Raw genomic sequence first — 17,419 nt, 5'->3', positions numbered from 1 at the left:
TACCGCAATCAGGGAGTTTTCTCTCGTGGCAGTGACATCCCGACGCAGCTCGCGTCGGCTCACCTTCACCGTGCTCGCGGCCGGCGCCGGGTTCTTCGCGATGCTCCAGTCGCTGATCACCCCGGTGCTGCCGACCATCCAGCAGGACCTGCACACCTCGCAGAACACCGTGACCTGGGTACTGACCGCGTACCTGCTGTCCGCCTCGATCTTCACGCCGATCCTCGGCCGGGTCGGGGACATGGTCGGCAAGGAGCGGATGCTGGTCGTCTCGCTCGCCGCCCTCGCCCTCGGCTGCCTGCTGGCGGCCATCGCGCCGAGCATCGGCGTCCTCATCATCGCCCGGGTCGTGCAGGGCATCGGCGGCGCCGTCTTCCCGCTGTCGTTCGGCATCATCCGCGACGAGTTCCCCGCCGCGCGGGTCTCCGGCGCGGTCGCCGCCATCTCGGCGATCGTCGCCGCCGGCGGTGGCCTCGGCGTCGTGCTGGCCGGTCCGATCGTCACCACGCTGGACTACCGGTGGCTGTTCTGGATCCCCATGGTCGTGGTCGGGTTGACCGCCCTCGCCGCGTACCTGTTCGTGCCCGAGTCGCCGGTGCGTACCCCCGGACGGATCGACTGGCGGGCCACCCTGCTGCTCTCCGGCTGGCTGGTCGCGCTGCTGCTGCCGATCAGCCAGGGCGTGGCCTGGGGCTGGACCTCTCCCCGGGTGCTCGGCCTGCTGGCGCTCGCCGTGGTGCTCCTGGTCGGCTGGCTGGTCGCCGAGGTGCGCTCCGCCAACCCGCTGATCGACATGCGGATGATGCGGCTGCCCGGCGTGTGGACCACCAACCTGGTCGCCCTGCTCTACGGCGCGTCGATGTTCTCCGTGTACGCGTTCCTCCCGCAGTTCGTGCAGACCCCCACCGCCGCCGGTTACGGCTTCGGCGCCAGCATCAGCCAGGCGGGCCTGCTCATGCTGCCGATGCTGGTCGCGATGTTCGTCGCGGGCCTGGTCGCCGGCCGGCTCCAGTCCGTGTTCAGCGCCAAGGCGCAGCTCGCCACGGGCGCCGCGTTCAACGTGGCCGCCTCCGCGATGCTGGCCGCCGCGCACGACACCCGCTGGGAGGTCGCGCTCGCCGGCGGCCTGGTCGGCCTCGGCATCGGCCTGGCCTTCGCCTCCATGGCGAACCTGATCGTGGGCAGCGTGCCCGCCAGCCAGACCGGCGTGGCCACCGGCATGAACGCCAACATCCGCACCATCGGAGGCGCGATCGGCGCCGCCGTGGTCAGCGGCGTGATCACCGCCCACCCGCAGGCCAACGGGCTGCCCCGGGAGGCCGGCTTCACGACCGGGTTTCTCGTTCTCACCGCGATCGCCCTGGCCGCCGCGCTCGCGGCCCTGGCCGTCCCGTCCGCCCGGCGGGCGTCGTCCGGTCGCCGGCCGTCCACCGCGACGATCGTCGAGTCGGAGCTAGCCGGCGAGTTCGCCACCATGCCGGCGACCCGCTGAGGGTCCGTGTCGCAGCCCGGGCGGTTCGCCGCCCGGGCTGCGGCATGTTCGGGAGTACGCTGGCCGCTCCCCCGTCCACCGTCCGTCGTCTTCAGGATGCGCCCATGCCCACGTCCGACCTGCTGACCGCCGACCGCATCGACGAGATCGGTGCCCTGGGACCCACGAGCCCCGACCCGGCCGCGCTCGTCGCCGAGCTGGTCGGCGCCGTCGACGCGGGCCGGGTCGCCGACCCCGACGACACCGGGTACGCGCTGCTGGTAGCCGCCGACATCCTGGTGCGGGCCGGTGACCTGGCCGACGCGCTCACGCTGACCACCCGCGCCATCGCCGAACAGCCGGAGGACGACGCGCACGCCCGATCGATGCGCGGCGGCCTGCTGCTGCGCCTCGGCCGCGAGGACGAGGGCCTGGCCGAGCTGACCGCCCTGCGTCCACTGCTGGAGACCGATCCCGACGCCACGTACCTGATCGACGACCTGGCCGAGGCCGGCCACACCGAGACGGCGCTGGAGTGGCTCACCGGCGCGCTGGACGCGATCCTGGAACGGACCCGGACCCAGCAGCACGAGTCCGAGGACGCGCAGGACGAGGCCGCCGCCATGATCTACGGGCTGACCCAGCGGCGGCACGACCTGCGCGAGGAGATGGGCCTGCCGCACGACGACTACGACAACCTCGCCGACCGGCTGCGCGCCGCGAGCGACCACGCACTCGGTGCGCTGGACGACGGCCCGGCGACGCTGCTGTTCTGGCCGCGGGCGGAGTTCGACGAGCTGCTGGTGCGCTGGCCCGCGCTGGCCGGCAGCTACCCCACCACCTGGGACGAGCACCGGGCCCAGGTCGAACGCGCGCTGGCCAACGCCGCCGAACTGGGCGCGACCGACCTGGGCGTGGTCGCCGGCTCCGTCGCGGGGCTGGCCTCCTTCGCCGAGCAGGCGGCCAGCGACCCCACCGACGAGGAGACCCTCGACGAGTACGCGGACAGCCTCGACGAGGTGGGCCCGGTCACCTGGCCGCCAGGCCGCAACGACGCCTGCTGGTGCGGGTCGGGAGCCAAGTACAAGAAGTGCTGCCTGCCGCGCTCACGCGACTGACGCTTCGCTCTGCCTGCCGGCGGCCCCGGGGGCGATGTCCCTGGAACGTCTGATACCTGTGAGTCATAGATATGACTCACAGGTATCAGGCCCACAACCCAGCCCGAGCGGAATGGGTCGGCGACGGTGGAGATCCGGGTCGGCGCCGAGCGGTTCGCCGGTCGGGCCCGGAGGGCCAACGCCGCTTGGCTGTGCCACCACCACCCGTGGTCAGTTTCCCAACGCTCGGACCTTGGCGATCGTCTCCTGGACGTGCTGCTTCGCCGGGTCGCCGCCCTGCGACGCCTGAGCGAGGGCCTGGCGGTATGAGTCGATCATGCCGATCAGCGGGCCGGCAGCCACGCCCTCCAGCGCACCGGCGACGAGCGCCCGTGCCTCGGCCGCGTCCTGTGCTGCCGCTGCCGTCTTGGCCTTCGCCTCGTCCAGCTTCTGCGACGCCGCCGCCAACCTCGCGATGATCTGTGCTGCGCTCACGCGCATCCTCCCCGTGGTCGACCATCGCCTCCACCACCGCACCGGCGGAGACCACAAGGGAGCGTACGAGATCCCCGCACCCAGCGCGACCGTCCGCTCGCCCACCCGCGCCCACGGACGGCCGGCGACATGGTCAGCAGACCGGGCAGGGCTCAGCGCAGGGTGCGGAACACCAGCAGGTAACCGCAGTAGGCCATCGGCACCAGCAGGAAGCAGATCAGGAACCCGAGCGGCAGGTAGCGCGGCGGGGTGCCGGCGACCATGGCGGGCCACCCCCACCGGCCGAGCACCAGGTACCCGCCGAAGAACGCCAACGCGGGCAGTCCGGCGCAGATCCACGCGCCGAGGGTGAACCCGTCGACCAGGCCCACCCCGGAGGCGAGCACCAGGGCCAGCATCAGCACCCCGGCGGCGGCCCCGCACCCGGCGTAGACGGCGACCGCGCGAGCCAGCGGCGACCAGGTCGGCAGCAGCTCCGGCCGCTGGGCCAGCAGCTCCGCCTGTTGCCCGTGCCGGTCTGCCTCGTCGGCCATCCGCCGGGCCAGCTCCAGCTCCACCGCCGGATCGACGGTCGCCGCGCGCTGCGCCGGCACCCCGGCGCCCGCCGGGCTCACCGCCGTCGGCAGCGCCAGCCGCGCCTCCCCCACCGGCAGCTCGGGGTACGCCCCGACATCCGCCCGCCCCGGCGCGCCGGCTGCGCCGGCGGGTCCCCCGTTTCCCGTTCCGGGCGCGGGACCCGGGTGCTCGGGTGCGGGCGGCGGGGCGGCGGCCGGCCGCTCGGCGCCGATGGCGCGCCCGAGCTGGTCGAGGCGGTGCCCCTGGGCGGTGAGCCGCTGGTGCAGGGAGTCGACGGCGGCGTGCAGGTCGCGGCGGCGTTCGGACTCGACCGCGGCGTCCCGCTCACCGGCGCGGCGCTGCTCGGCGAGCTGGCGGGCCAGCGCCGCGTACTCCTCGAAGGACACCGTCACCGCTCCTCGTCCGGCTCGTGCCCGTCGCGCGCGAACGGCACGATCAGCCTCGTGCGGTGGTCGTGCCGGTCGACCAGCAACGCCCGGTCGGCGCGGGGCGTGTAGGCGAGGTCGTGCACCCCGAGGTGCAGGGCCAGTTCGGCACCGGGCACGTTGAGCGCGACCAGGCACGCGACGTCGTCGCGGTTCTGCGTGCCCCCGAGGTCGTCGGCGAGCCGGCGCAGGCCGCGCCACCAGCCGAGCAGATGCACCCCCTGAGCGGGGCCCTGTCGCAGCACGGTGCGCAGGTCGTCCAGGCCGGAGCGGAAGGTGACCGGGTCGGCCGCCTCCAGCACCGGTGCCGCGGCGTCCATTCCGAACACCACCAGGTATTCGCGCCCGGCGGGCGCGTCGGCCAGCGCGGCGATCCGGTCACGCAACCCGGCCACGTCGAGGCGCCGCACCGGGTGGCCGGCGGCTCGTAGCGCGGTTCCGGTCTCGTCGGCGACCGGGTCGGCGGCGGTGACCAGGGAGGCCAGCAGGAACTGGGCGTCGCCGGCGGCGTGCTGGCGGGCCAGGCTCAGTGTCGCGGCGCGCAGCACGTCCGCGCCGGCCGGTGCGGTGCCCACCACGGCGAGGTGCCGGCCGGGGGTGGCGTCCATCAGGAACAGCGCGGTGGTGCCGTGCACGTCGACAGTCCGGCCGACCAGGGCCATCGGGCGCCGGCCACCGGGGCGCAACCCGGCGAAGGTGGGGTCGTCCTCGACCCGCGCAGCCTCGTACCCCTTGAAGACCGCGGGTGCCCGCGCGCCCGGCGGGCGGGCCTCCCACAGCTCGTGGCGCAGCGCGGCGAGGTCCGCCGCGGCGGCGTGCGCGTCGGGGAAGCGCAGCACGGTGTCGGCGCCGACCGCGCCGGCGGCGGTGTTGACCACGGCGGAGCCGATCGGCAGGGCCGCGGCGGCGTCGTTGAGCGGGTCGAGCACCCCGCCACCACCGGGCAGCGCCACCCGCAGCGCGAACTGCCCGAAGATCGCCTCGGCCCGCCCGTAGAGCGCCTCGATGCCGGTCATGCTCTGGCTGGCCAGCACCAGGTGTACGCCGTAGGAGCGACCCTTGCGCGCCAGCTCCTCCAGCAGGTCGACGGACTCCCGGGCCAGCGCGTCGTTGCCGGCGAGCAGCACGTGGAACTCGTCGATCACCGCCACGATGCGCGGCAGTGGATTGTCCCGGGGCAGGTCGGCGAGCTTGGTGACGCCGTGCCGCTTCAGTGCGGTGGCTCGGCGCTGGGCCTCCCGGCGCAGCTCGCGCAGCACGGCGAGCCCGTACTCCCTGTCGGATTCGATGCCGACGGCCCGGGCGTGCGGCAGCCAGGACGGGTCACGCCCGGTGGGCACGAACTCGGTGAAGCTCACGCCCTCCTTGAAGTCGAGCAGGTAGAGCTGGAGCTCGGCCGGGGAGTAGCGGGCCGCCAGCCCGTAGAGGACGTCGAGCAGGAAGACGGTCTTGCCGGCGCCGGTGCGCCCGCCCACCAGCCAGTGCGGGGTGGCGTCGTCGAAGGCGACGGTCAGTGGAGTGTCGAAGGCGACCGTCAACGGGGCGCGGGTGGCCCGGCCGATCACGGTCCGTAGACCGTTGGCGGCGGACTCGGCCCAGCGCCGCTCGGGCAGCAGCTCGGCGAACCGCACAGTGTCGGTACGGCGGGCGGCGGCGCCCAGGTGCTCGGCGAGCGCCCGCACCGAGGCCGGCGGGGGGTCGCCGTCGAGCAGCACCGGCGCGGCGAGGCCGCTGCCGTCCGCGCTGAACGGCGCGTTGGGCGGGTCGCCGACCTGCGCGTACCGCTCGCTGACCCGGACCGCCGTGGCGCCGCCCAGCGGCGGCGAGGTCTCGCCCGGCAGCCGCGACGGGTGGCCGGCGAGCAGCACGCAGACGGCGGCGGCCGGGCCGGCGTGGGTGAGCGCGGCGAGCCGGGCCAGCTCGCGCGGCGGCGGCGCGGCGGTGGCGACCACCACCAGCAACTGCCGGGCGTCGGGGTCGGCGTGCTGCGCGGCGCGGGCGTGCTGTTCGGCCGCGTCCAGCAGCGCGGCCACCTCGGCCTCGCCGGTGGCCGGCGGGTCGAGCACCCCGGCGTCGAGCAGCGGGCGCAACGGCCCGAAGGTGGCGCCCAGCGCGGCTGTGTCGATGCCGACCACCCGGACCTGACCGGCTGGGGCGGTGGCGACCAGCCGCAGCACAAGCGCCCGCAGCAGCCCGGCGACCCGGGGGTCCCGGGCGTCGGTGTCGAGTGCCAGGTGGTGGCCGCCGCCGAGCGGCAGCAGCACCGGGAAACCGCCGTCCGGAGTGGACGCCTCGCCGATCCGGACCGCGGCCGGCGTGTCGGTCAGCGGGGTGGCGCCCGGAGTGGGGGTGGCCAACGCGCCGCCGACCCGGGCCAGTCGGGCCACCAGCTCGTCGGCGCCGACCGGCGCGGCCGAAGCCGCCGCCGCGCCCAGCGCACCCCGGGCGGTGTCCAGGTGCGCCCGGGCCGCCCGGTGGGCGTTGACCGCCTGCCCGTACGCCGACGCGAGCCTGCCCACGCTCTGCCTCCCACGCCACGGCTGTCCGGTTCGCGGAAACCCTAACGGACGGCGGTGACACCGGGACAGTACCGACGCGGCGTGACGCGTGGCGGCCGACGGTCCGGGGTGGACCGTCGACCGACACGCGAGAGGTGTACGGGTCAGCCGGTGACCGCGTTCAGCGCCGGCAGATAGCCGTACCGGTAGCCGTCGGAGTCCGGGTGGTACGCCTCGATGACGCCGCTGACGTCGTGGATCCACGGGTCACCGGCGCAGACGCCGTGCCCGGCGAAGTAGGACCGGGTGTCGGCGAAGGTGGCGCCGGCGGCGTTCGCCCGTCCGGAGATGACCGAGGCGAGCACGTCGGCGGCCTCGTTGAGAATGGTGCGCTTGTAGACGCTCATCGCCAACCAACCGCAGGAGGTGGTCTCGAACAGCCTCGGGTAGCCCAGCACGATCAGCCGCGCGTTCGGCGCCCGGTTGCGGATGGCGGCGTAGGTCGCGTCGAGCCGGCCGGGCAGCGTCGAGGTGGCGAAGGCCTTGGCGCTGTTGACCGCGTTGGTGCAGGACGACGTGCTGCCGAACCGGCAACTGGTGATCACGTCGGCGAAGCCGGCGTCGTTGCCGCCGATGGTGATGGTGACCAGGGTGGTGGCGCTGCTGAGGGCGTTGACCTGGCTGTTGAGCACGTCGGCGGTGACCGCGCCGCCGCAGGCCGGGAAGCTGAAGCTGGTCACGCCGTGGGCGGCGGCCCAGAGCGGGGCGTACGACTTCTGGCTGCGCAGGCAGGTCGACCAGTCGTACGGGCCGGCGCCGACGCCGGACGAGTACGAGTCGCCGAGCGCGACGTAGTTGACGGCGGCGGCCTGCGCGGTGCCGGGGACGAGCACGGCGCCGAGGGCTGCGGTGAACATGGCGACCAGCGCGGCCAGGGCGCGGGCCAGCGGGCGGTGGGGCATGACGGACCTCCACAGGACAGGGGTGGTGGGATCCTGCGACCGCGCGCGTGGCCAGGGGTGGAACGGTTGTTACCAGGCGGTAATGCTATCGAAATACTTAGATCGATGGAATAGGAGGTTGACCCGCGCGCCGGGTCCACGGCGTTCACAGTTGTCGATTAGGTTGGCGGGGCGAACACCCCGATGGAGGGAGTCCACCTCGTGCGACGAGTCCTCACGGCGGCCACCGCCGCCCTGACCCTCACCACCGCCGGCACAATGCTCACCAGCGCTCCCGGCCTGGCCGCCCCGACGGCCTGGGGCCGGCCCACCGTCACGCTCGCGCCGCAACCCGGCGCACCCGGGCTGGGCGACAGCTACTTCCCCGACTACGGCAACGGCGGCTACGACGTCTCCCACTACGACGTCCGGCTGCGCTACGACCCGGCCACCGACCTGCTCACCGGCACCACCACGATCCTCGCCACCGCGACCGAGGATCTCTCCCGGTTCAACCTGGACTTCCTGCTCGACGTCGAGTCGGTGCGGGTCAACGGATGGGCGGCGACCACCAGCACCGCGGGCGCGCACGAGCTGGTGGTCACCCCGACCCGCACGGTGACCCGGGGCCAGCAGCTCACGATCGTGGTGCGCTACGCCGGCATTCCGTCCGAGACGCTGGTCGGCGGCTACACCGGCTGGACGCGTACCGACGACGGGGCCCTCGCCGTCAACGAGCCGGAGTCCGCGTGGTGGTGGTTCCCGAGCAACGACCACCCACTGGACAAGGCGACCTTCGACATCTCCGTGTCGGTGCCCACCGGCGTCGAAGTGATCAGCAACGGCGTGCAGCCGCGGCCGCCGCTGGCCGAAGCCGGCAACCGCACCCGGTGGAGCTGGCGGACCACCTCCCCCACCGCCACCTATCTGGCCTTCATGGCCATCGGCCAGTACGACATCGTCACCGACACCACGCCGAGCGGCCAGCCGGTGGTGAACGCGTACAGCACCTCGCTGGGCGAGCTCGGGCCGGCCGCACGGGCCAGCATCGAGCGGACCGCCGAGATCGTCGACTGGGAGAGCGGGATCTTCGGCCCGTACCCGTTCGAGGCGCAGGGTGGCGTGGCCGGGCCGGTGGACGGCATCGGCTTCGCGCTGGAGACGCAGACCCGACCGGTGTACGGCCCGGGCTTCTGGCGGCGCGGCGCCAACACGTACGTGGTGGCACACGAGAACGCCCACCAGTGGTTCGGTGACTCGGTCTCGGTGGCCGAGTGGCGCAACATCTGGCTGAACGAGGGCTTCGCCTCGTACGCCGAGTGGCTCTGGTCGGAGGAGCAGGGCGAGGGCACCGCGCAGGAGGTCTTCGACTTCACCTACGCCAGCTACCCGGCGGACTCCGAGTTCTGGCAGGTGCTGCCCGGTGACCCGGGCGCCGACCGGGTCTTCGACAACGCGGTCTACGACCGGGGCGCCATGACGCTGCACCAGCTGCGGCTGGCCGTCGGCGACGACGCGTTCTTCGAGATCCTGCCGGCCTGGACCGCCGAGCACCGGTACGGCAACGGCACGATCGCGCAGTTCCAGGCCCTGGCCGAGCGGATCTCCGGGCTCGACCTGGACGAGCTCTTCACCACCTGGCTGTTCACCGCCGGCCGGCCCGACGTGGCCACCGCCGCGCGCAGGGCCGCCACCCCGCCGGTCGAGCCGAAGTCCTGGGCCAAGATCCGCGAGGCGCACGACCTGCTGTCGCACTAGAGGGCAGACCTCGCCCGGAAGGCCCGTCGCACGCGCGGCGGGCCTTCCGTCCGTCCCGGCCTGGACCTGAGCGTTGAGGCCGTGTGGAGCCCACACCCACCGGACGACCTCAGCCGCATGCCACCACGGCGACTCCTGACCTCCCACCGCCGCAAAGGGGGCCCGCAGATGTCGCTGGCCCACGTACTGACTCGTCACCAACGGCCAGCCCACGGCGGACGCCGACGCGGGCAGAGGGATCGTGGCTCAGGACGCCGGCGCCGACGACCGGTCCACCGCGCAGGCCGGTCCCCCGGGTGACCGCCGTCTCAGCGGCAGGTGGGCGCGAGAGCCGGATCGGTCAGGTCGGCCGAGCACACACCGACGGTTTGCCGATCGTCGCCGGCCGGTGTCAGCACCGGCAGCGGCGTCAGCGGGCCGCCGCCGACCACCGCCGCGGGCCGGGCGATGCGGGCCGCCGTCCGCGCCGCCCGCCGCACCGGCGGCACGACCATGGTGAGGGTGAGCTGGCGACCGCGCTGCCGGTCCAGGGCGACCGCCGCCGCCACGGTGGCGATCGCCGCGACGGATCCGGCCAGGACGAGCGTCTGCCGGGGCCCGGCGTGTTCGGAGAGCCAGCCGAGCAGCGGCGCGCCGACCGCGGCGGAGACCGAGCCGGTGACCGCGAGCGCGGCGAGTACCCGGCCCCGCATCGCGCCGTCGGTGTCGAGCTGGGCGCGGGTGCCGACGGTGGTGTCGATGACCACCGCGGCGGCGGCGATCGGCAGGATCACCGCCGCGAAGCTCCAGGTGCCCGGGGCGAGACCGGCGACGATCTGCAGCGTGCTGGCCAGCAGGCCCGCGGCGACCAGGGTCCGGTAACCCAGATCACGCCGGCGGGCCGCGGCGAGCGCACCCAGCACCGTCCCGACCGCGAACACGGTCGACAGAAAACCGTAGCCGGACGCCCCGCCGTCGAGGGGGCCCTCGCTCATCGCCGCCATCGTCACCTGGTAGTTACGTCCCAGGCTGCCGAGCACGAACGCCAGGGCGAGCGCGAGCAGCAGCACCGGCTGCCCACGCAGGTAGGCAAACCCGTCGCGGACGCCGCCGTGGCTCCGGCCGCCGTCCGGCGCCGCCACCTGGTGACCGTGCAACGCCCCCTGGCGTACGCCGAAGAGCGCCACCACCACGGCGAGGAAACTCGCCGCGTTGATGCCGAAGAGCAGCGCTGGGCCGACGGCGGCCACCACCACCGCCCCGAGGCTCATGCCGAGGATGCGGCCGGCGGAGTTGGTGAGCGAGCCGAGCGCCAGCGCATTGCCGAGCGTCTCCCGGTCCACCAGCGTGGAGGACCAACGTCCCATCACCGGGCCCTCGATCGCCGAGACGGCGCCGGTGAGCAGGGAGATCGTGAAGATCAGCGGCAGGCCGCCGACACCGGTCAGGGCGACCGCCGCCAACCCGGCGGCGAGTGTCGCGTGGGCCACCTGGGCGGCGATCAGCAGCGGGCGGGCTGGAAGCCGATCGGCCAGCACACCGCCCCAGAGGCTGAGCAGCAGCGTGGGCACGGCCTGGAGCAGCACGGCGAAACCCATGGACGTCGCCGAGCCGGTCTCCTTCAGCACGTACCAGTTGACTCCGAGGACCTGCATCCACGTGCCGATGACGGAGACGAACCCGGCCAGCGCCCAGATCCGGTAGTTCCGGTGGCGCAGCGCGGCGAAGGTGGCACCTTTGGCCACGACGAACCCTCCCGTGCAATCGAGCATGATGATCACGCCCGATCGCGGCGCGGCCCGGCAGCGGACAAGTCTTGCGGCAATTAAACCGATCTGCCCACACTCGTGACCGGTCTCACCGACCCACCCCGCCCGGCCGGCGCGGTAAACCCCCGCGCCGGCCAGATATTCCGGTCCGTCGGGCTACGCCCTGGTCAGCGCGCTGCGAGCGGCTGTGCGGCCGAGGAGACCGGGGCCGGCAGCGCGCCGGGACCGCCGAGGTAGCCGTGGATGGCGGCGGCGGCCGCACGCCCCTCGGCGATGGCCCAGACGATCAGCGAAGCGCCCCGGTGCATGTCGCCGGCGACGAACACCCCGTCGGCGCCGGTCTGCCAGTCGTCCCGCGCGTCGACGGCGCCCCGGAGGTTGCGGGTGACCCCGAACTGGGCCAGCAGCGGCTGCTGCTCGGTGCCCTCGAAGCCGATCGCCAGCAGCACCAGGTCCGCCGGCAACTCCCGCTCCGAGCCGGGCACCACGGTGAGCACCCGCCGGCCGTCGCGCTTCTCCACGGTCACCTCGGCGATCCGCACCGCCCGCACCTGACCGGTGCCGTCGTCCACGAACTCCTGCACCGCCACTGCGAAGACCCGCTCGCCGCCCTCCTCGTGCGCCGGGTAGCTGCGCAGGATCCACGGCCAGGTCGGCCACGGGTCCCGCGCCTCGTCGCGCTCGTGCGGCGGCTGCGGGTACAGGTCGAGCTGGTGCACGCCGGCCGCGCCCTGCCGGTGGGCGACGCCGAGGCAGTCGGCCGCGGTGTCACCACCACCGATGATCACGACGTGCTTGCCGGCCGCGTCGATCGGGCTGCCATCCGGCAGCACCGCGACGGACGGCCGGGACTCGCCGGCGGTGGCCGCGGCGGCGACCACGCGGTTCGCGGCGACCAGGTGTGCCATCGCCTGGTGTACGCCACGCAGCGCCCGGCCCGGAGTCTCCGGGGTGTCCCGGCCCTGCAGGGCGCCGCAGGCCAGCAACACCGCGTCGTGCTCGGCGCGCAACTGCTCGGCGGTGACGTCCACCCCGACGTTCACCCCGGTGCGGAAGCGCACCCCCTCGGCGGCGAGCTGGGCCAGCCGGGCGTCGATGTGCCGCTTCTCCAGCTTGAAGTCGGGGATGCCGTACCGGAGCAGGCCGCCGATCGCGTCATCGCGCTCGTACACCGTCACCGCGTGACCGGCGCGGGCCAGTTGCTGGGCGGCGGCCAGGCCGGCGGGCCCGGAACCGACCACGGCGACCGACCGGCCGGACGGCGCCGGCACCGGGCGAGGCGCGAACCCGCGCGCTGCGGCGGCGTCGGCGATCTCCACCTCGACCTGCTTGATGGTCACCGGCTGGCCGCCCGCGATGCCCAGCACGCAGGCCGCCTCGCAGGGCGCCGGGCAGAGCCGGCCGGTGAACTCCGGGAAGTTGTTGGTGGCGTGCAGCGACTCCACCGCGGCGTCCCAGTTGCCGGTGCGGACCAGGTCGTTCCAGTCCGGGATCCGGTTGCCGAGCGGGCAGCCGTCGTGGCAGAACGGGATGCCGCAGTCCATGCAGCGGGTGGCCTGCTCGCGGACCAGCTCCTCGCCGGCCGGCGGATACACCTCACGCCAGTCGCTGATCCGCACCGGCACCGGGCGGCGGGCCGGCAGTCGCCGGTCGTAACGCAGGAAACCGTTCGGGTCAGGCACGAGCCACCTCCTGGGCGGCCACCCGCGGGGCGGGCGGCACCGGCGCGGCGGACGGCGCGCTGAGCGCGCTCATCACCGCGTCGTCGACGTCGCGGCCGGCGGCTTCGGCGGCCTTCATGATCTCCAGCACCCGGCGGTAGTCGCGCGGCACCACCGCGGTGAACTCCGCGACCGCCTCCGGCCAGCGCTTGAGCAGCTCCTCGGCGACCGCCGACCCGGTCTCGGCCACGTGCCGCTGGATCAGCTCGTGCAGCAGCGCCTGCTCCTGCTCACTCAGCGGCGCCAGGTCGACCAGCTCCACGTTGACCCGGGCCCGGTCCAACTGGTGCACGAACGCCGTGCCGCCGGACATTCCGGCGGCGAAGTTGCGGCCGGTCGCTCCGAGCACCACCACCGTCCCGCCGGTCATGTACTCGCATCCGTGGTCGCCGACACCCTCGACCACGGCGACGGCGCCGGAGTTGCGCACCGCGAAGCGCTCCCCCACCCGGCCGCGCAGGAACACCTCACCCGCGGTCGCCCCGTACAGGATGGTGTTGCCCGCGATGATCTGGTCCTCGGCCCGCGCCCCCGGTTCGGCGTCGGCGTCGGCGAACGGCGCGGCGGCGTCCGGACGGACGATGATCCGCCCGCCGGAGAGGCCCTTGGCCACGTAGTCGTTGGCGTCGCCGTGCAGCCGCAGGGTCACCCCGCGCGGCAGGAACGCGCCGAACGACTGCCCGGCGGTGCCGTGCAGCACGAACTCGATGGTGTCGTCGGGCAGGCCGGCGCCGCCGAAGCGGCGGGTCACCTCGCCGCCGAGCATGGCGCCGACGCTGCGGTGCTCGTTACGCACCGCCACCTCGACCCGTACCGACGACCCGTTGGTCAGCGCCGGGTGGGCGAGCGCGATCAGCTCGTTGTCCAGGGCGTGCTCCAGGCCGTGGTCCTGGGCGCGCACCCCGCGCCGGGCGGCGCCCGCGGGCAGCTCCGGCAGGTGCAGTACGGGCGCCAGGTCGAGACCGTGCGCCTTCCAGTGCGTCACCGCCGGGGCCACGTCGAGCAGCTCGGTCTGGCCGATCGCCTCCTCGATCGAGCGGAAACCCAGCTCGGCCAGGTAGCCGCGGACCTCCTCGGCGAGGAACAGGAAGAAGTTCTCCACGAACTCCGGAGTGCCGGTGAACCGCTCCCGCAGCACCGGGTTCTGCGTGGCGATGCCGACCGGGCAGGTGTCCAGGTGGCAGACCCGCATCATCACGCAGCCGGCGACGATCAGCGGCGCGGTGGCGAAGCCGAACTCCTCCGCGCCGAGCAGCGCCGCGATCAGCACGTCCCGGCCGGTCTTGAGCTGGCCGTCGACCTGCACGGTGACCCGGTCGCGCAGCTTGTTGAGCAGCAGGGTCTGCTGCGCCTCGGCCAGGCCCAGCTCCCAGGGGGTGCCGGCGTGCTTGAGCGAGTTCATCGGGGACGCCCCGGTGCCGCCATCGTGGCCGGAGATCAGGATGACGTCCGCCTTGAGCTTCGCCACCCCGGCGGCGACGGTGCCGACGCCGACCTCGCTGACCAGCTTGACGTGCACCCGGGCGGCCGGGTTGACGCACTTCAGGTCGTGCACCAGCTGGGCGAGGTCCTCGATCGAGTAGATGTCGTGGTGCGGCGGCGGGGAGATCAGACCCACGCCCGGCGTGGCGTGCCGGGTCCGGGCGATCCACGGCCAGACCTTGTTGCCGGGCAGCTGCCCACCCTCGCCGGGCTTGGCGCCCTGGGCCATCTTGATCTGGAGGTCGTCGGCGTTGACCAGGTATTCACTCGTGACGCCGAAACGGCCGCTCGCGATCTGCTTCACCGCTGAGCGGCGGGCCGGGTCGTGCAGCCGCTCGACGTCCTCGCCGCCCTCGCCGGTGTTGGACTTGCCGCCGAGGCGGTTCATCGCGATGGCGAGCGTCTCGTGCGCCTCAGCGGAGATCGACCCGTACGACATGGCGCCGGTGGCGAACCGCTTGACGATCTCGGTGGCCGGCTCGACCTCCTCGATCGGCACCGCCGGACGCACACCGGTACGCACTGTGAACAGCCCGCGCAGCGAACCGGCCCGCGCGGCGAGTTCGTCGACCTTCGCGGTGTACTGCCGGAAGATGTCGTACTGCCGGCTGCGGGTGGCGTGCTGGAGCAGGAAGACCGTCTCCGGGTTGAACAGGTGCAGCTCACCCTCGCGCCGCCACTGGTACTCGCCGCCGACCTCCAGCCGGTCGGAGGTGGCGGTGCCCGCCGGCGGCCAGGCCAGCGCGTGCCGGGCGGCCACCTCGGCGTGGACGCCGGCCAGCCCCACCCCGCCGATCCGGCTGGGGGTGCCCCGGAAGTAGCGCTGGATCAGCCGGGTGTCCAGGCCGACCGCCTCGAAGACCTGCGCCCCGCAGTACGAGGAGACCGTCGAGATGCCCATCTTCGACATGATCTTCAGGACGCCCTTGCCGAGCGCCTTGGCGTAGTTGCGCACCGCGGCGGCCGGTTCGACGCCGGCCAACGCGCCGGTGGAAATCATGTCCTCCACCGACTCGAAGGCCAGGTACGGGTTGACCGCCGCCGCGCCGTAGCCGACCAGCACCGCCGCGTGGTGCACCTCCCGGCAGTCGCCGGACTCCACGATCAGCGCCGCCTGGGTGCGGGTCTGCTCGCGCACCAGGTGCTGGTGCACGGCGGCGGTGAGCAGCAGCGACGGGATCGGCGCCAGGTCGGCGTTGGAGTCCCGGTCGGAGAGCACCAGGATGCGGACGCCGTCCTCGATCGCCTCGGAGACGTGCCGGCAGATCTCGGTCAGCCGCGCCTTGATCCCGGCGGCGCCCTCCCGGATGCGGTACAGCCCGGAGACCCGGACCGCCTTGAAGCCGGGCAGGTCACCGTCGTCGTCGATGGAGAGGATCTTCGCCAGCTCGTCGTTGTCGATGATCGGGTGCGGCAGCACGATCTGCCGACAGCTCGCCGCGCCCGGGTCGAGCAGGTTGCCCTCCGGCCCGATCGTCGACGCCAGGCTGGTCACCAGCTCCTCCCGGATGGCGTCCAGCGGAGGGTTGGTGACCTGGGCGAAGAGCTGGTGGAAGTAGTCGTAGAGCAGCCGTGGCCGGGTGGACAGCGGCGAGATCGGGGTGTCCGTACCCATCGAGCCGAGCGGTTCGGCGCCGGTGCGGGCCATCGGCGCGAGCAGGATCTTCAGCTCCTCCTCGGTGTAGCCGAAGGTCTGCTGGCGGCGACGGACCGAGTCGTGCGTGTAGACGGTGTGCTCGCGGGCGGGCAGGTCGTCCAGCTCGATCAGCCCGGCGTGCAGCCACTCGCCGTACGGCCGCGCGGCGGCCAACTCGGACTTGATCTCCTCGTCGTGCACGATCCGACCGGCGACGGTGTCGACCAGGAACATCTTCCCAGGCTGAAGCCGCCCCTTGGCGACCACCCGGGCCGGGTCGAGGTCGAGCACGCCCGCCTCGGAGCCGAGCACCACCAGCCCGTCGTCCGTACGCCACCAGCGCCCCGGGCGCAGCCCGTTGCGGTCCAGCACCGCGCCGACGATCTCGCCGTCGGTGAAGGCCACCGACGCCGGCCCGTCCCACGGCTCCATCAGGCTCGCGTGGAAGCGGTAGAAGGCGCGCTTGTCCGGCTGCATGCCCGGGTCGTTCTCCCACGCCTCGGGGATCATCATGAGCACCGCGTGCGGCAGGCTCCGCCCGGCAAGGTGCAGCAGCTCCAGGACCTCGTCGAAGTTCGCCGAGTCGGACGCGCCGGGGGTGCAGACCGGGAAGACCCGCCGGATGTTGCCCGGCACGTTCGGCGAGCGCAGCAACGCCTCGCGGGCCTGCATCCAGTTGCGGTTGCCACGGATCGTGTTGATCTCGCCGTTGTGCGCGATGAACCGGTACGGGTGCGCCAGCGGCCACGACGGGAACGTGTTGGTGGAGAACCGGGAGTGCACCAGCGCGATAGCGCTGTCCACCCGATCGTCACGCAGGTCCGGGTAGAACGCCGGCAGCTGGTCGGGGGTGAGCATCCCCTTGTAGACCATGGTCCGGCTGGACAGCGACGGGAAGTACGCCGGCACACCCCGCTCGGCGGTCTCCCGCTCGGCCTGCTTACGCAGGCAGAACGCCACCCGGTCCAGCTCGACGCCGCGCAGCGCGGAACCGGCCGGCCCGGCGGGCGAGTCGGTGAGCCGGCGCGCGGCCAGGAAGAGCTGCCGGACCCGGGGCATCGCCGCCACGGCGGTCTCGCCCAGCCCGGTCGTGTCGGTCGGCACGTCCCGCCAGCCGAGCAGGTCGGCGCCCTCGACGAGCGCGTACTTCTCGACCACCCGGCGGGCCCGGGCCTCCGCCGCGTCGTCGTCGGGGAGGAAGACCAGGCCGGTGGCGTACTCGCCGGCCGGTGGCAGCCCGACGTCCGCCACGGCGCGCAGGAACGCGTCCGGAACCTGGATCATGATGCCCGCGCCGTCGCCGGTGTTGGGCTCCGCGCCGCGGGCGCCCCGATGGTCCAGCCGGCAGAGCGCGCCGAGCCCGTTGGCGACGACCGAGTGTGAACGCCGGCCGTGCAGGTCCGCCACGAAGGCCACACCGCAGGCGTCGTGCTCCTGCGCCGGGTCGTACAGGCCCTGGGCGGACGGGCGGGGGCCGGGCGTCGGGGACGCCTGCGGGCTGTGCGGGTACGGCTGTGACTTGTGCGGGTACGGCTGAGCCACCGGGCCTCCTGTCGTCACTCAGGTTGGAG

At 73.7% G+C, this 17,419-nt stretch carries 10 protein-coding genes; 3 read left to right on the top strand and 7 right to left on the bottom strand.

Annotation, left to right across the window (positions count from 1 at the left end):
* Window positions 1-25 precede the first annotated feature (25 nt).
* A complete protein-coding gene (locus GA0070607_RS21455; protein WP_089019793.1) occupies window positions 26-1,492 on the top strand; it encodes an MFS transporter in 1,467 nt (488 codons plus the stop codon).
* A gap of 104 nt (window positions 1,493-1,596) precedes the next feature.
* Window positions 1,597-2,589, top strand: a complete 993-nt coding sequence (locus GA0070607_RS21450; protein WP_231930112.1) for an SEC-C metal-binding domain-containing protein — start codon at window positions 1,597-1,599, stop codon at window positions 2,587-2,589.
* A 210-nt stretch (window positions 2,590-2,799) separates the two neighbouring features.
* Here the strand turns inward: GA0070607_RS21450 and GA0070607_RS21445 are convergent, their stop codons facing one another.
* From GA0070607_RS21445 to GA0070607_RS21430, 4 genes are all read right to left on the bottom strand, one after another.
* Window positions 2,800-3,069, bottom strand: a complete 270-nt coding sequence (locus GA0070607_RS21445) for a DUF6244 family protein (protein ID WP_231930110.1) — start codon at window positions 3,067-3,069, stop codon at window positions 2,800-2,802.
* A 146-nt stretch (window positions 3,070-3,215) separates the two neighbouring features.
* A complete protein-coding gene (locus tag GA0070607_RS33485) occupies window positions 3,216-4,025 on the bottom strand; it encodes a hypothetical protein (protein ID WP_089022003.1) in 810 nt (269 codons plus the stop codon).
* A gap of 2 nt (window positions 4,026-4,027) precedes the next feature.
* Window positions 4,028-6,583, bottom strand: coding sequence for an FtsK/SpoIIIE domain-containing protein (locus GA0070607_RS21435; protein ID WP_089019791.1), 2,556 nt, complete (start codon window positions 6,581-6,583; stop codon window positions 4,028-4,030).
* Window positions 6,584-6,726: 143 nt separating this feature from the next.
* On the bottom strand, window positions 6,727-7,524 hold the full coding sequence (locus GA0070607_RS21430; RefSeq protein WP_089019790.1) for an SGNH/GDSL hydrolase family protein: 798 nt from the start codon (window positions 7,522-7,524) through the stop codon (window positions 6,727-6,729).
* A 201-nt stretch (window positions 7,525-7,725) separates the two neighbouring features.
* Here GA0070607_RS21430 and GA0070607_RS21425 point away from each other — a divergent pair, with 201 nt between their 5' ends.
* Complete coding sequence (locus tag GA0070607_RS21425; protein ID WP_089022002.1) at window positions 7,726-9,261, top strand: M1 family metallopeptidase; 1,536 nt, start codon at window positions 7,726-7,728, stop codon at window positions 9,259-9,261.
* Window positions 9,262-9,569: 308 nt separating this feature from the next.
* On the opposite strand, the gene GA0070607_RS21420 is transcribed toward GA0070607_RS21425, so the two are convergent.
* The 3 genes from GA0070607_RS21420 to gltB form a co-directional block, all read right to left on the bottom strand.
* Window positions 9,570-10,985: an MFS transporter gene (locus GA0070607_RS21420; RefSeq protein WP_089022001.1), complete on the bottom strand. Its 1,416-nt coding sequence runs from the start codon at window positions 10,983-10,985 to the stop codon at window positions 9,570-9,572.
* Between the two features lie 191 nt (window positions 10,986-11,176).
* Window positions 11,177-12,691 (bottom strand): glutamate synthase subunit beta, encoded by a 1,515-nt coding sequence (locus GA0070607_RS21415; protein WP_089019789.1) that lies wholly within the window; start codon window positions 12,689-12,691, stop codon window positions 11,177-11,179.
* Entirely contained in the window at window positions 12,684-17,390 is a 4,707-nt protein-coding gene (gene gltB, locus GA0070607_RS21410) for a glutamate synthase large subunit (protein WP_172899076.1), read from the bottom strand. The genes GA0070607_RS21415 and gltB overlap by 8 nt, the downstream gene beginning before the upstream one ends.
* Window positions 17,391-17,419: the final 29 nt, after the last annotated feature.

This window comes from Micromonospora coriariae (assembly GCF_900091455.1).
In the GTDB taxonomy this organism is placed as follows: domain Bacteria; phylum Actinomycetota; class Actinomycetes; order Mycobacteriales; family Micromonosporaceae; genus Micromonospora; species Micromonospora coriariae.
The sequence above is the reverse complement of the archived record's forward strand: the minus strand, read 5'-3'. Positions and strand labels throughout refer to the sequence as shown.

Bases quoted from the DNA above. Each gene is read 5' to 3' on its own strand.
- GA0070607_RS21450 (WP_231930112.1), top strand. From the start codon at position 1,597: ATGCCCACGTCCGACCTGCTGACCGCCGACCGCATCGACGAGATCGGT.
- GA0070607_RS21445 (WP_231930110.1), bottom strand. From the start codon at position 3,069: ATGCGCGTGAGCGCAGCACAGATCATCGCGAGGTTGGCGGCGGCGTCG.
- GA0070607_RS21430 (WP_089019790.1), bottom strand. From the start codon at position 7,524: ATGCCCCACCGCCCGCTGGCCCGCGCCCTGGCCGCGCTGGTCGCCATG.